Origin of the sequence: Massilia rubra, from assembly GCF_011682065.1 — a bacterium.
Classification (GTDB): domain Bacteria; phylum Pseudomonadota; class Gammaproteobacteria; order Burkholderiales; family Burkholderiaceae_D; genus Telluria_A; species Telluria_A rubra.
Map to the genome: position 1 here is coordinate 22,291 of NZ_VUYU01000032.1, position 14,715 is coordinate 37,005.

Sequence of the window (14,715 nt, forward strand, 5' to 3'; positions counted from 1 at the left end):
TAGTGGCGCCTTAATAAGCGCGCTGGCGCTTGCCGATCTGCGAGCGCAGGAAGGCCAGCTTGGCCGAATAGCGCTCGCTGGCCGCGTGCGTGGTGCTGTTGTCGAGCGCCAGCGCCAGCTCGTCGCGCGCGGCGTTCGCTTCGCCCAGGCGCCAGTGCGTCATCGCCAGCCAGAAGTGGAATTCGTGGTTGAAGGGCGCGCGCCGCACTTCCTTGTTGAGCAGCTCGCGCGCCTCGCCGTAGCGCAGCTCTTCCAGGGCCTTCATCGCCAGGTGGAAGTAGTGGTAGGGCGGGGTCGGCTCCAGGGTGGCCAGGCGCGCCGCCAGCGCCTTCGACTCCGCTTCCTTGCCCAGTTTCGACAACACCGGCACCAGGTTGTGCATGGCGATCGTGCTTTCGGGCTCCAGGGTCAGGGTGGCCTTGAAGGCGCGTTCGGCCAGCGCATTGTCGCCGTGGCGCTGGTAGACAACGCCCAGGGTGTTGTAGGGCGTCGAGTAGGTCGGCAGGTGCATCACCGCCGCGCGCGCCCACCAGTAGGCCTGGTCGAGATTGTTCTCGGCCAGCGCTTCGGCCGCGCGGTTATTCATGAACATCGCTTCGATCATGCGCTCTTCGATCACGTGCGTGTTGTAGCGCGCGCTGTCTTCGGGCGGCAGGAAGTCGATGGTGATCATGCGCTCCTCGCCGCCCAGGGTGCGCGCCTGCACCGTGCGCCGCTTGCCCATCGAGAGGTTGACGTGGGTGCTGGCGAAATACAGGCCGCCGCTGCGGGTCCAGGTTTCGTCGATCATCACGTCCTGGTACTGCACTTCCAGCCCCAGGTGCTTGGCGAAAGCGGCCGTCATGACCACCAGCGACAGGCAGTTGCCCATGCGCGCATCGAACGTTTCGGCGGCGTTGCGGGTGACGCTGGCGTCGTATTCGAGTTTCAGCTCGCCCTTGGTGTAGAGCGCCTCGACCAGGCCGCGCTCCGGCCCGAGCCGGCGCAGCACGCTGTGGAACTCGGGGCTGTCGAGATAGGCGCGCATGGCGGGACCGAGCACGAACAGCTGGTCCGGGCCGACCGCCGCCGGCGCCGGCGTGAAGGTGGCGTCGCTCAAGACCGCCGGCAGCGGCAGCGGGGGCGGCACGCGCACGCTGGCGCAGCCGCCGCCCAGCAGGGACAAGGTCAAGATGGCCAAGCTGGCAAGGTGTCGCATCGATGCCTCCTCAAGTCTGACTTTCAGTATCGTCGCCGAAACGCCGAAAGTCTAGCAGCCTGTCGGACTTGGGATCGTCGGCTGCAAAAATACCTGGGACGGTCCATATTTCGCCGCTTTCTCGGCCAATAGCACGCTATTGGCACTGCGAAATCGTCAAAATCTGGCCTCGCCCAGCCATTTTTTCGCTTCGACTCCCCAAGTCCGACAGGCTGCTAGCCCTCGTGCTCGCCGTGGAAGGAGTCGTGCAGCTCGTCGAGCAGGTCGGTGATGTCGTCGTCGGACAGGCCGAGGTAGGCGCTGGCGCGGGCGCCGCCCTTGTCCCATTCGAGCGAGCCGCCGTGGCCCTGGTACTGCTGGATGGCGCTTTCGGCCAGCAGCGACAGCGCCACCAGGGCGCGCACGGCGTCGTCGGTGGCCTCGTCTTCGAGCACGCTGTAATCCTGGTGGTGCAGGATGGCCCACGCCACTTCGCTCGACAGGCCCCAGTTGCGCGCCAGCAGGCAGCCGATGGCGGCGTGGTTGGTGCTGTGGCGTTCATCTTCGAGCGCGGTGAAGGGGCGCAGCGGGTCGTTGGCCGCTTCGGCGAAGGTGGAGGCGTAGGCGGGAAAGCGCTGCATCAGCAGCGGCACGCCGGTGTCGCAGAACAGGCCGAAAGTGTGCGCCACGTCGGCTTCGCCGATGCGCAAGCGGCGCGACAGGTACACCATGGCCTGGGCGCGCCGGGTCGACAGGTCCCAGAAACTGGCCAGCGAGGCGTGGTCGGTGCCGATGCTGCGGCGTGCCAGCAGGCCCGTCATCAGGGCCGCGACCTGGTTGATCCCCAGGAAAAGAATCGCCTGCTCGATCGACTTGGCCTTGCGCTTGCCGCCGTAAAAGGAGGAATTGGCCAGTTTGAGCAGCGCCCCGGACATGCCGACATCGCTGGCGATAATGCGTCCGATGGTGGCCGGCGACGGATCTTCCGACATCAGTTCGCGCTGCAGGTCGGCCAACAGGCTCGGACGTGGCGGTATCCGGATCGACTTGATCAGGGCATCGACCGGGTCGTCGGCAGTGGTGGCTAGGGCTGGGTTGCTCATATGATATCGAAGATTAGTTTCCGTGTGGAATCTCTTGCAATGCGTCACTATAAACCAGTCTGCCTCGCAGCGGCTCATCTTGTCTCAATCAAAAAAGAATCTTTCTTCAGTGTTGGCCCGCCGTCACACATGGCATGGCCACACTGGCAGGTTTGCCTCAAAACCACCCCCAACCTCTGGTGTCAGGTCTGACATTCGGACACGAGCTCAGCATTACCAGTGACGAGTCCGTGTCCGAATGTCAGACCTGGCACCGGGGGAAGGCCCTGGCAGGCTTGCCGTAAAACCAAGCCGCGCTGTGCGGCAAACGGACAGCGGGCGAGTTTAGGTAGAATTGTTTCCTATGAAAATGCAGACAACAAGGCAGTTGGCGGGTATCGATTTTGGCGCGCCGTCGCACGAGGTGGCGCGCCAGCTGATCGGCGTGGCGCTGCTGGTCGATGGCGTGGGCGGGCGCATCGTCGAAACCGAAGCCTATGACCGCGACGATCCGGCTTCGCACAGCTTTTCCGGTCCCAGCGAACGCAACCTGGCCATGTTCGGCCCGCCCGGGCACGCCTATGTGTACCGCTCCTACGGCATCCACTGGTGCCTGAACTTCGTCTGCCGCGAGGAGGGCCACGGCGCCGCGGTGCTGATCCGCGCCATCGAGCCGCTCGACGGCATCGAGCTGATGCGCGAGCGGCGCGGCGTGGACGATGTGCGCCTGCTGTGCTCCGGACCCGGCAAGCTGTGCCAGGCGCTGGGCGTGACCCGCTCCCACAATGCGCTGGCGCTGGACGCGCCGCCGTTCGCGTTGCTCGCCCCCGCCACGCCGGCCGTGGTGGTGGCCGGCCCGCGCATCGGCATTTCCAAGGCCATGGACGTGCCCTGGCGCTTCGGCCTGGCCGGGTCGCGCTTCGTGAGCCGGCCGTTCCGCTAGGACTCTGCGCCAGCGCTTTACACGGCGCGCCGACCGGCCGCCGCGCGCGCCGCCGGCGACAGCCCGCGCGCACCCACCGCCCGCATCCGGCTGGCCGCCGCGCGCCGCTCGGCCGGTTCGCGGTAAGCGGCGTCCGGGTCGCCGTGCAGCCCGGCGTGGGCGCCCGATCCCGTTTCGTCGTCGCCATCGGTATCGATCTGGAACACCGATACCGCCTGCGACAGGTTGACCGTCTGCTCGTGCAGGCTTTCGGCCGCCGCTGCGGCCTGCTCGACCAGCGCCGCGTTCTGCTGGGTCATGGCATCCATCTGGCCGACCGCCATATTCACTTCGGCGATGCCGTCGGCCTGCTCGGAACTGGCCAGGCTGATGCGCTCGATGATCTCGTTGACTTGCCTGACCGAGGCCACGATCTCGCCCATGCTGCTGCCCGCTTCGTTGACCGAGGCGCCGCCGCCGTCGATGATGGCGACCGAGGCGGCGATCAGGACCTTGATTTCCTTGGCCGCCGCCGCCGAGCGCTGCGCCAGGGTGCGTACTTCGGACGCCACGACCGCGAAACCGCGCCCCTGTTCGCCGGCGCGCGCCGCTTCCACCGCCGCGTTCAACGCCAATATATTGGTCTGGAACGAAATGGCGTCGATCACGCCGATGATGTCGACCATCTTGGCCGAGCTGGCCTTGATCTGGGCCATGCTCGACACCGCCCGGTCCACCGCTTTGCCGCCACTGGCGGCCAGGGTGGCGGCGTTGGCCGCCAGCTCGTTGGCGCGGCGCGCGTTGCTGGCGTTTTCTTTCACCGCCAGGGTCAGGGTTTCCATCGCGCTGGCGGTTTGTTCGAGCGAGCCGGCCTGCATTTCGGTGCGGTTCGACAGGTCCATGTTGCCGGTGGCGATTTCGTGCGAGGCGGTGTCGATCGAGCGCACCGAGCACAGGACCGCACGCAAGGTCTGGTTCAGGGTGCCGATGGTCTGGTCCAGCGCGCGCGAGGTGTCGGCGATTTCGTCGCGGCCGCGGTTGGGCGCGCCGACCGTCAGGCGCCCGTCCGAGAGCGCGCCCACCACCCCGGCAATGGCGCGGATGTCGGTCACCATGGCGCGCCGCACCAGCATCGTGGCCAGCAGCGACAGGCCGATCGAGAGCAGCACCAGCGCCCCCATCGCCCCCACCAGCGCGCGAAATTCTTCGCGTGCGTCGGCATAGGCGCGCTCGCCCAACTGCTTTTCCACGTTGGCCAGCTGGTCCAGGGCCGCGCTTAAGGCGACGAATTCCTTTTCCGCCTTTTGCATCGAGTTGGTGGCGATCGACTGGTCCATCTGCGCCATTTCGATGGTCTCGAGCACGCCCTTGCGGTAGGCGCCCAGCGCCGCCGTGGAAGCGTCGATCAGTTTCTTCTCGGACGGGTGCGCCATGCGCGCCAGCGCGCCCAGCTGGGCGGCGATGGCGCCGTGCTTCTTGCCGATGTCCTTCGCGAGCGCATCGACGCGCGACTGGGCGAAGCTGCCGTTGATCCAGGCCAGCAATTGGTAGATGTTGGCGTGCGCATGCTTGGTGTCGCCGGCCACGTCGGCCGCCACTTTCTGGCGCGTGGCGTGCACCTGCACCATTTTTTCCAGTGAATCGTTCTGGCGCACCATGCCGTACCAGGCGCCGGCGGCCACCAGCATCAGCAAGATCAGTACCAGCCCGGGGGCCAGCAACAGCTTGGGCCCAATACGCAGTTTGTTCAGCATGCCTTACTCCCGACAGAACGTTCAGCGAACGGCAGGCGCCGCCCGCATTCCAGACGCTTCAGTTTTTATAGATGCCCGCTTCCAGGATCACGTCATCGACGCGCTGGATGTAGGTGGTTTTCGGCTCGATCTTGCCATTGGTGGGGTTTTTGTACTGGTAGTCGATCCAGCCCTTGCCCTTGGACTGGCCCAGGTTGATGATGTCGCGGCGGTATTTCTTGCCGCTGGCGTCGGGCACGTCGATCAGGTCCTTGCCGACGATCGAGGGGTTGATCGGGTGCGCCAGCACGATCCCGGTTTGCAGGTCGCGCATGTCCAGATACAGTTCGCCCTGGACGAAGTCCTTGTCCTTGGCGTTGATTTTTTTCACCAATTCATCCTTGCCCTTGGCCATGATCAGCGCCGCGCCGCGCTCGACCATGGCGATGGCATCCTTGTCGGTGGGGCCGGTGGCGCAGGCCTGGCCGGCAGTGAAGGCGAGGCACACGGCGGCGGCACTCATCAGTAGTTTCATACATATCCTTTCGGGAACGCGGGGCGATTGTTGCTTGGGTACATTGCGTAATTTATGCCGTCCCTCATGGCGTCGATTGCGCCATGTCAAAGTCGGGGTAAAGGATGCGTACACGCCACACTCGGCCGCGCCGCCAGCGCCCCCGCCGCAGAGACGATCTCTCATCTTGATCTACGACAATTTAATTCCAAAATGCAAGCATATGATGGCTTCCTGCCTGCCATTCCTTTTGGGAAAGTGCTGATGGCATTCCCTTCCGACTTTCTCTGGAGCTCCGCCGTGACCGATTCCCCGCTACCCACATTCAAGCCCTACACGCGCCAGTCGATCGCCCAGGCGCGCCAGTGGCAATTCATGTCGCCCGAGCTGCAAGAGGCGGTGCAAGTGGTGGCGCGCGTGCTGCCGTTTCGCACCAATGAATACGTGATGGACCAACTGATCGACTGGAGCAATATTCCAGACGATCCGATCTACCGCCTTGTGTTTCCGCACCGCGACATGCTGCAGCCCCAGGAGTACGCCCGGCTGCGCGAGCTGGTGCTGTTCAAGAAGGATGAGGCGGCCATCAACCGGCTGGTGCACGCGATCCGCATGCGCATGAATCCGCATCCGGCCGGCCAGATGACCCATAACGTACCGCGCGTCAACGACGCTCCCTTGCGCGGCCTCCAGCACAAGTACAAGGAAACGGTGTTGTTTTTCCCCAGCGCGGGCCAGACCTGCCACGCCTACTGCACCTTTTGCTTCCGCTGGCCGCAGTTCGTCGGCATGGACGACATGAAGTTCGATGCGCGCGAAACGTCCGAACTGGTGGCCTACCTGGCAAGCCAGCCGCAGGTCACCGACGTGCTCATCACCGGGGGCGACCCGATGGTCATGAATACCCGTTCGCTGGCCGTGTTCCTCGAATCGCTGCTGGTGCCCGAGCTGGCGCATATCCAGAACATCCGCATCGGCACCAAGGCGGTGGCCTACTGGCCGCAGCGTTTCGTCAGCGACCGCGATGCCGACGACCTGATGCGCCTGTTCGAAAAAGTGGTCGCCGCCGGCAAGAATCTGGCCATCATGGGCCACTACAGCCACGCGGTCGAACTGCGCAACGAGACGGCGCAAAAGGCGGTCAAGCGCATTGTGTCGACCGGCGCCACCCTGCGCATGCAAGGTCCGCTGATCCGCCATATCAACGACAACCCCGCCAGCTGGGCCGAGCTGTGGACCACCGGCGTGCGCCTGGGCGCGATTCCGTACTATATGTTCGTCGAGCGCGATACCGGGCCGAGCGAGTATTTTGCGCTGCCGCTGGCGCGCGCCCACGACATCTTCCAGGCGGCGTTCCAGATGGTGTCGGGGCTCTCGCGCACGGTGCGCGGGCCGTCCATGAGCGCATTCCCCGGCAAGATCGTGATCGATGGCGTGGTCACCATCAATGGCGAGAAACTGTTCGCGTTGCAATTTTTGCAGGCCCGCAATCCCGACTGGGTGCGCAAACCTTTCTTCGCTAAATACGATGACAAGGCGACCTGGATGGATCACCTGGTGCCCGCTTTTGGCAAGAGCAAGTTCTTCTTCGAAAGCGAGGACGATCGCGCCGCGCCGCCGCCGGCGCCGGCCGGCAAGGTGATTCCGATCACGTCGACGCGGCGCACCGACGCCGGTCGTTGCAGCCAGTAAACGCACGCCAACGCCGCCGCCATGGGGGCGGCTGCACGGCGTACGAGGCGAGTTGGAGAGGGGTTTTTCCGGCTATGGCGCGACACCCGGTCAAGCGGGCGGATCGCCGCCACCGCTGCCGCCAGTTGCGGCGGCAAGAAACCAGGGTGTCGTATGAGCCCGGCTTGCCGGCATCGGGCCGGACACGGCGCCGTGGCGCGCGCGTCCTGCGATCGCTGTCTTGTGATTACTTCTTGTAGATGCCGGCTTGCAGGATGACGTCGTCGACGCGCATCAGATAGGTCGTCTTCGGCTCGATCTTGCCGGAGGCGGGGTTCTTGTAGGTGTAGTCGATCCAGCCCTTGCCTTGCTTGGCCACCATGTCGACGCCCTGGCGCCGGAAGGGCTTGCCGTTGGTGTCGGGCACGTCGATCAAGTCCTTGCCCACCAGCGCCGGGTTCATCGGGTGCGCCAGGATCACGCCCGTCTTGGCATCGGACATATACAGATAGATCGCGCTTTGCACAAACAAGGGGTCCTTGGCGTTGATGCGCTTGATCATCTCGGCCTTGCCATCCGACTTGACCAGGGCGGCGCCTTTCTCGACCAGGGCGATGGCATCTTTTTCGGCCGGTTCGGCAGCGCAGGCATGACCTGCCGCAATGGCCAGGCCCAAGGTGGCAACGGTGAACAGCATTTTCATGGCGACTTCCTTGTATAAAAATTCATTGGGTAAATGTTGCTTCGACGCATTTCCAATGTACGCCCGCGTGCGCGACGCAAGTTGCGCTACCTCAAGCACTTGCCAGTCGTCGGGCCGGTGCGGCCGCACTGCAACACTAGCTATGTCTATGGAGGATTGATGCTCTGTGGGAAGTTTTTTGGGCTCAGTTGACGCACCACAATCTGGCCCTGGCGCAGGCTTTTACTATTAATTCCTGTCGGCAATTTTGTAGGTAAGAATCTTTGACGGCGACCCAGCATCCTTTTCACCGTTTACCGGAGTCCGCAATGCGCACTGACATCATCCACAGCACATTCCTGCGCGCCACGGACGCGCACGCGTGCCCGGCCGACAACCCGGCGCCGGACGTGGCGCGTGCTGCCAGCGGCGCACCGAAAAGCGCGTGGCAACCGCGCGCTGCCCTGTTTTTCACCGTGTTCCTGCCGTTCGCGCTCGGTCAATACATGCATGCGCTGCTGCGCAACGTGAATGCGGTGCTGGTGCCGGACCTGGTCGCGTCCCTGTCGCTCAATCCCGGCCAGCTGGGCCTGCTCACCAGCACCTTCTTCTTTTCCGTGGTCCTGGCCCAGCTCCCCACCGCCTATGCCCTTGAGCGCCACGGCCCCCACAAGGTGCAACTGGCGATGCTGCTGCTGGCGGCCTTGGGCGCCCTGATGTTTTCTTACGGAGAAACCCTGACCCAGCTGGTGTTGGCCCGTGCCGTGATCGGCTTTGGCGTCGGCGGCACCATGATGGTGGCTGTGAAGGCCATCTCGGCCGGGGTGGTGGCAGAACGCCTGCCATCGTCGGTCGGCTTCCTGATCGCCTTCGGCGGCCTGGGCTCGGCGTCCGCCACCCTGCCGCTGCGCCGCGTGCTTGAAGTGACCGACTGGCGCGGCCTGTTCATCGGGCTGGCCGCGCTGACCGCCGCGATCGCCCTGTTCGCCTGGCTGGTCAGGCCGCGCCAGGGCGGCGCCCCGGCGACCAAGGCGCCGAGCGCGCGCGCGCTGCTCGAGGTGTGGCGCAACCGCGCCTTTCGCAAGACCATCATGCTGGTGCTCTTGTCGCATACCATTTATTGGGGCATACAGGGACTGTGGATCGGCCGCTGGCTGTCCGACGTCGCCCGTTTTTCCGAGGGCACCGTGGCTTACCTGTTATACCTGAGCATGGCCGCCGTCATCTTCGGCGCCATTGCGGTAGGGATGATTACCGAATGGGCCAAGCGGCGCGGGATCGCCCCGCTCGACGTGGCCGCGATCGGGGTGGCCGGCTTCGTGCTGGTGCAGTGCGCGATCGTGCTGAACCATGCGCCGACGTTCCCGCAACTGGCCGTGTTGTTCACGCTGGTGGGCACCATCACCGGCATCGAATACACGATCGTGCAGCAAAGCCTGCCGCGCGAGCTGGCCGGCCCGGCCTCGTCCTGCCTGAACATGCTGATCTTCATCGGCGCCTTCCTGGTGCAGGCCGGCTTCGGCCAGCTGATCGGCTTGTGGGCGCCGGACGCGCTCGGCCACTATCCGGCCATCGCCTACCGGGTCGGGTTCGGCGTGCTGGTGCTGGTGCAACTGCCGGGCCTGGTGATGTACGCGCTGGGGCGGCGCTCGGCCAGCCGCATGGCGCCGCTCCTGGTTGCCGAAGAGGATTTCGCCAAGCCCGCCTGAGCGGCGCGTGCGCGCTGGCCTAACGGGCGAGCGGGATTGGACGATTCGACTAAAATCGCCGGGACCGCTTCCCGTCCAATCCAAGGAGATTTTCCCATGCGCGACCATCCGTCCGTTCGCCTGCTCGCAGGCTGCATGCTGCTGGGCCTTGCGGCCTGCGGCGAAAAGTCCACCTTGCCGGCCAGCGCCGATGTCGGCCCGGCCCCGCTCATTCCCGCGCCGAACAAGACCCTCATCCCGACTGTCAATATCGCGCCCGCCAAAAGCTGGCCGGCGGGCGTGACCCCGCGCGCCGCGACCGGCATGGCCGTCAAGGCCCTGGCCAGCGGGCTGGACCATCCGCGCTGGCTGTACGTGCTGCCCAATGGCGACGTGCTGGTGGCCGAGACCAATGCCCCGCCCAAGCCCGAAGATGGCAAGGGCATCAAGGGCTTCGTGATGAAAAAGGTGATGGCCAAGGCCGGCGCCGGCGTGCCCAGCGCCAACCGCATCACCCTGCTGCGCGACCTTGATGGCGACGGCGTGGCCGAAGTGCGTACCGAATTCCTCAAGGGCCTCAATTCGCCATTCGGCATGGCGCTGGTCGGCGACGTGCTGTACATCGCCAATGCCGACGCCATCGTGAAGTTCCCGTATCGCAGCGGCGAAACGGCGATCGGCGCCGCGCCCGAGACGGTGGCCGCCTTGCCGGGCGGGCCGATCAACCACCACTGGACCAAGAACATCATCGCCAGCAAGGATGGCGGCAAGCTGTACGCGACGGTCGGGTCGAACAGCAATGTGGCCGAAAATGGCATGGAGAACGAGGTCAACCGCGCCGCGATCCTCGAAGTCGACCTGGCCAGCAAGGCCACGCGCCTGTTCGCCTCGGGCCTGCGCAATCCGAACGGCATGGGCTGGCAGCCGCAGAGCGGCGTTTTGTGGACGGTGGTCAATGAACGAGACGAGCTGGGCAGCGATCTGGTGCCCGATTACCTGACCTCGGTGAAGGAGGGCGGCTTTTACGGCTGGCCGTACAGCTATTACGGCAAGCATGTCGACGAGCGGGTCAAGCCGCCCAAGCCGGAGCTGGTGGCCAAGGCGATCGCGCCCGACTACGCGCTGGGCAGCCATGTGGCGCCGCTGGGCATGGTGTTCTATGAGGGGAGCCTGTTCCCGGCGCAGTACGCGGGCGGCGCGTTCATCGGCCAGCACGGTTCGTGGAATCGCGAGCCGCTGAGCGGGTATAACGTGGTGTTCGTACCGTTTGAAAAGGGTATGCCGAAAGGCAAACCGATCGAGATCCTGACCGGGTTTGTGAACCAGGCGGGCGACGCCTACGGGCGCCCGGTTGGGGTGGCGGTCGACAAGGCCGGTGCGCTGCTGGTGGCCGACGATGTGGGTAATGTGATTTGGCGGGTGACGCCGGCGGTGGCGAGCGCGCCGGTCGCGGCCAACTAGCCGCAACCATCGAGCATCAAGGCCGGCAGGCTGGTCCAGGCCACGCCGGCGACGGCCAGCACCGCACTGCCGGCGCTGGCCCAGTCCGACAAGCGCGTCGCCTCCGACGCCTTGGCCAGCACATGGCGCGCGCGCCACGCCAGCCACAGGCACAGCCCCAGCGCCAGCACCGACACCAGTCCCACCACCGACCGTCGCGGCGCTTCGCCATCGATCAGCCCCGGCGCGCACAGCGCCGCCACCCACACATAGCAAAAGAAAAAATGCAGCGCCCACACCAGCAGCGGCGCGCAGGCGTGCAGCAGTTTGCTCAATAGACGTTCGCGCATCATCAGTTCATCACCCATGGCACCAGGTGGATCGCCGCTGCGGCGGCGATGCCCTGCAGGCTGGTGTAATGCCACATCAGCGCCGTGTTATCCAGGGTCGCCCGGCTGGCGCTGGTAAGAATCCCGCGCCACGCGCGCACACATAAATACAGCGCCGCCAGCACCAGCGTGATCACATGCAGCCCCTGGTAGGCGAGCAGGGTCGCCACCGTCGCGCTCCAGGCCTGCGCGGTCGGCTCCAGCCCCGCCAGGCGCTGCCCGTTGAAGTCGCACGCAAACGCGGCCAGCATGCACGCCAGCGCCGCCAGCACCAGCGGCGCCAGGCGACGCCGCTCCAGCGCGCGGCCGGCCAGCCAGACCAGCGCCGAACTGGCGATCAGCAGGGCGCAGGATAGCAGCGGCCACAAAGGCGCGGCCAGCGCGGCCTGTGGCGGCGGGCACACGGTCAGGCGCATCGAAATATGAATGTAGGCGAACACGAAGGACGCGAAGATGGTCGCATCGACCACCAGCATGATCAGGGTCGCCCACCACGAATGCGAGGCCGTGCCGCGCGCGCCCACCGGCAGGGTCAGGTCCGCGCCCACCCTGGCATGCGCCAGCGGCGGCGGGCGGTCCGACTGCCACAGCCACGCCACAATGCCGACAATCGCCGCGATGCCGCAAGCCCACGCGGTCCAGGTGAGTTTGACCGTCAGCAGCAGGAAAAAGCCAGCCGTGCCGGCGGCGGCGATCAAGGGCCACCAGCTGTCGCCGGGCAGGATCATCAGGTAGCGCGGCACGGCGCCGAGCGCGCTGGTGGCGATGGTCTCGCGCCGTCCGCTGACGCTGCCCGGCAGGTAGTGCTGGCCCGCCGCCACCTCGCGCGCCAGGGTCGGCTGCTCCCACAGCGGATCGCTCGAGGTGATGCGCGCGATGCTGCGGTTGCTGTAGTCTTCCGACGGCAGCCATTCGAGTGTGGCCGCGTTCCACGGGTTGCCGACCTCTTTGTCGGCCATGCGCAGGGTGCGCGCCAGGTCGAACAGGAACAGCAGCACTCCGAAGGCGAAGACAAAGGCGCCCACGCTCGAGAGCATGTTCAGTCCATCCCAGCCCATTTCGCTGTTGTAGGTGTACACCCGGCGCGGCATGCCCAAGAGGCCGGTGACATGCATCGGGAAGAAGGCCACGTTAAAGCCGCCGAACATCAGGGCGAACACCCAGCGCGCCAGGCGCTCCGAGAGCTGGTTGCCGTTGATCAGCGGGATCCAGTAATACAGCGCCGCGAACACCGGAAACAGCATGCCGCCAATGAGCACGTAGTGCAGGTGGGCGACGATGAAGTAGGTGTCGTGCACCTGCCAGTCGAACGGCAGCACGGCGACCATCACGCCGGTCAGCCCGCCGAGCACAAAAATGAACATGAAGCCGAGCAGGAACAGCGCCGGCGCCGTCATGCTCACGCGCCCGCGCCACATGGTGGCGATCCAGGCGAACACCTGGATCGCGGTCGGCACCGCGACGGCCATGCTGGCGGCCGACACGAAGCTCATTTTCATCACGCCCAGGCCGGCCGTGAACATGTGGTGGGCCCACAGCGCAAAACTGAAAAAGCCCACCGCCACCAGCGCCACGATGATCGCGCGCCGTCCCACCAGCGGCACGCCGGCAATGCTTGGGATCATGGTCGAGACCATGCCGGCGGCCGGCAGGAAGATGATGTATACCTCGGGATGGCCGAAGAACCAGAACAGGTGCTGCCACAGGATCGGGTCGCCGCCCCGGTCGGCAATGAAGAACGGCCAGTCGTAGGCGCGTTCGAGTTCGAGCAGCGCGGTGCCGGCGATGATGGCCGGGAAGGCGAACACGATCATCACGCCGACCACCAGCATGGCCCATGCGTAGACCGGCATGCGGCCCAGGGTCATGCCGGGCGCGCGCGTGAACAGGATGCCGACGATCAGTTCGATCGCCCCGGCGATGGCCGAGATTTCGATGAAGCCGATCCCGAGCAGCCAGAAGTCGGCGTTCAGGCCGGGCGAATAGGCCTTGCCGGTCAGCGGCGGATACATGAACCAGCCGCCGTCGGGTGCCAGTCCGACGAACAGGGTGCAGAAAAACGCCAGCCCGCCGATGGCGTAGGCCCAGAAGGCATACGCCGACAGGCGCGGGAAGGGCAGGTCGCGCGCGCCCAGCATATTGGGCAGCAGGTAGACCGCGATCGCTTCGACCACGGGAATGGCGAACAGGAACATCATCACCGTGCCGTGCATGGTGAATACCTGGTTGTAGGTCGAGGCACTCAAAAAGGTGTTTTCGGGGATTGCCAGCTGCATGCGCATCATCAGGCCAAGTACGCCGGCCAGCAGGAAGAACAGCAGCGAGGTGCCGATGTACAGCAGGCCGATATTGGTGTTGTTGACGGTGGTCAGATAGCGCCAGCCGGTCGGCGTCTTCCACGCCGCTTGCAGGCGTTCGAATTCGCCGGGAGGGCGCGGCAGCGTGTTGGGAAGAGGTGCGGTGCTGGTCATTTGAGCTGTTCCAGGTAGGCCGCCAGCGCGTTGAGGGTATCGCCGTCCATGCCGGCCGGCGGCATGCGCGCGCCCGGCTTGATGCTTTGCGGGTCGGCGATCCAGCCGGCCAGGGTGCCGCGATGGGTGCGCAGGGTGCCTGCGGCGATATGCAGGCGTCCACCGACGTGGGTCAGGTCCGGTCCCAGGCGCGTTACCTCGCTCACGCCGCGAATGGTGTGGCAGGCCACGCAGCGCTGGTCGATGAAGGCTTGCCGCCCGCGCGCAAGCAGCGCGTTGGCGGGCGCGGCGGCCGGCCCGGCCTGGCGCGCCAGCCAGGCCGCGTAATCGGCCGGCGCATGGGCGATCACGTGCAGCGCCATGCGCGCATGCTGCTCGCCGCAGTATTCGGCGCACTGGCCGCGATAGACGCCCGCTTGATCCGCCTGCAGGGTCAATCCGGTAACGCGCCCCGGCACCATGTCCATCTTGCCGCCCAGCGCCGGCACCCACAGGCTGTGAATCACGTCGCCGGAGCTCAAGCCCAGGTACACCGGGGTCCCCGTGGGAATATGGATTTCATTGGCGCTGACGATGTCCGCGCCGCCATCGGGGTGCGGGTAGCGTACCTCCCACCACCACATGTTGGCGCCGACCGCGATCCGCGTTGCGTGCTGCGAGCTCTGGGCCGCCATCTGGCCGCTGCGCCAGGTGCTCCACGCCAGCAGCACGCTCAGCACCGCCACCGGAAAGGCCACGCCGGCGCCGGCGATCCACGCCATCGGCCGCACCGTGCGCGCGCGCCGCCCGAGGCCCAGCGCGGCGAGCGCCATCACCAGCGCGAACACCAGCGCGCCGCCGCCGAACAGCACCCACGCGAACTGGCTGATGATGGCCGCGTCGGGGCCGGCGGGGTGCAGCACGGATTGCAGCACAGGCGGCAGCGCGGCTTGCACGGATGTCCCCT

General features: G+C 65.9%; 12 protein-coding genes. 4 read left to right on the forward strand and 8 right to left on the reverse strand.

The genetic code is table 11. From position 1 onward, the window contains the following. Window positions 1–10: 10 nt before the first annotated feature. Window positions 11–1,198, reverse strand: a complete 1,188-nt coding sequence (locus F0185_RS29495; protein ID WP_229477261.1) for a tetratricopeptide repeat protein — start codon at window positions 1,196–1,198, stop codon at window positions 11–13. Between the two features lie 215 nt (window positions 1,199–1,413). Continuing rightward, a complete protein-coding gene (locus F0185_RS29500; protein ID WP_167231258.1) occupies window positions 1,414–2,280 on the reverse strand; it encodes an HDOD domain-containing protein in 867 nt (288 codons plus the stop codon). 343 nt (window positions 2,281–2,623) lie between these two features. Here F0185_RS29500 and F0185_RS29505 point away from each other — a divergent pair, with 343 nt between their 5' ends. Beyond that, window positions 2,624–3,202, forward strand: coding sequence for a DNA-3-methyladenine glycosylase (locus tag F0185_RS29505; protein WP_229477262.1), 579 nt, complete (start codon window positions 2,624–2,626; stop codon window positions 3,200–3,202). A 17-nt stretch (window positions 3,203–3,219) separates the two neighbouring features. On the opposite strand, the gene F0185_RS29510 is transcribed toward F0185_RS29505, so the two are convergent. Together F0185_RS29510 and F0185_RS29515 are read right to left on the reverse strand one after the other, a co-directional pair. After that, window positions 3,220–4,935, reverse strand: a complete 1,716-nt coding sequence (locus tag F0185_RS29510) for a methyl-accepting chemotaxis protein (protein WP_167231261.1) — start codon at window positions 4,933–4,935, stop codon at window positions 3,220–3,222. A 58-nt stretch (window positions 4,936–4,993) separates the two neighbouring features. Beyond that, a complete protein-coding gene (locus F0185_RS29515) occupies window positions 4,994–5,449 on the reverse strand; it encodes a cache domain-containing protein (RefSeq protein WP_167231264.1) in 456 nt (151 codons plus the stop codon). 243 nt (window positions 5,450–5,692) lie between these two features. Between F0185_RS29515 and F0185_RS29520 the strand changes: the two genes are divergently transcribed. Then, entirely contained in the window at window positions 5,693–7,120 is a 1,428-nt protein-coding gene (locus F0185_RS29520; RefSeq protein WP_167231267.1) for a KamA family radical SAM protein, read from the forward strand. Window positions 7,121–7,346: 226 nt separating this feature from the next. Here the strand turns inward: F0185_RS29520 and F0185_RS29525 are convergent, their stop codons facing one another. Next, window positions 7,347–7,802, reverse strand: coding sequence for a cache domain-containing protein (locus F0185_RS29525; protein ID WP_167231270.1), 456 nt, complete (start codon window positions 7,800–7,802; stop codon window positions 7,347–7,349). Between the two features lie 308 nt (window positions 7,803–8,110). Here F0185_RS29525 and F0185_RS29530 point away from each other — a divergent pair, with 308 nt between their 5' ends. Continuing rightward, window positions 8,111–9,490, forward strand: coding sequence for an MFS transporter (locus tag F0185_RS29530; protein ID WP_167231272.1), 1,380 nt, complete (start codon window positions 8,111–8,113; stop codon window positions 9,488–9,490). 96 nt (window positions 9,491–9,586) lie between these two features. Next, window positions 9,587–10,930 carry a PQQ-dependent sugar dehydrogenase gene (locus F0185_RS29535; RefSeq protein ID WP_167231275.1) on the forward strand — a complete coding sequence of 448 codons (1,344 nt, stop codon included), beginning with the start codon at window positions 9,587–9,589 and terminating at the stop codon, window positions 10,928–10,930. On the opposite strand, the gene F0185_RS29540 is transcribed toward F0185_RS29535, so the two are convergent. The 3 genes from F0185_RS29540 to F0185_RS29550 are packed head-to-tail and all read right to left on the reverse strand — an operon-like array spanning window position 10,927 to window position 14,704. Then, on the reverse strand, window positions 10,927–11,277 hold the full coding sequence (locus tag F0185_RS29540) for a hypothetical protein (RefSeq protein WP_223164602.1): 351 nt from the start codon (window positions 11,275–11,277) through the stop codon (window positions 10,927–10,929). The two genes, F0185_RS29535 and F0185_RS29540, sit on opposite strands and share 4 nt — an antisense overlap. Then, complete coding sequence (gene ctaD / locus F0185_RS29545) at window positions 11,262–13,769, reverse strand: cytochrome c oxidase subunit I (RefSeq protein ID WP_167231281.1); 2,508 nt, start codon at window positions 13,767–13,769, stop codon at window positions 11,262–11,264. The genes F0185_RS29540 and ctaD overlap by 16 nt, the downstream gene beginning before the upstream one ends. After that, entirely contained in the window at window positions 13,766–14,704 is a 939-nt protein-coding gene (locus tag F0185_RS29550) for a cytochrome c oxidase subunit II (protein WP_370664089.1), read from the reverse strand. Before F0185_RS29550 ends, ctaD begins: the two co-directional genes overlap by 4 nt. Window positions 14,705–14,715: the final 11 nt, after the last annotated feature.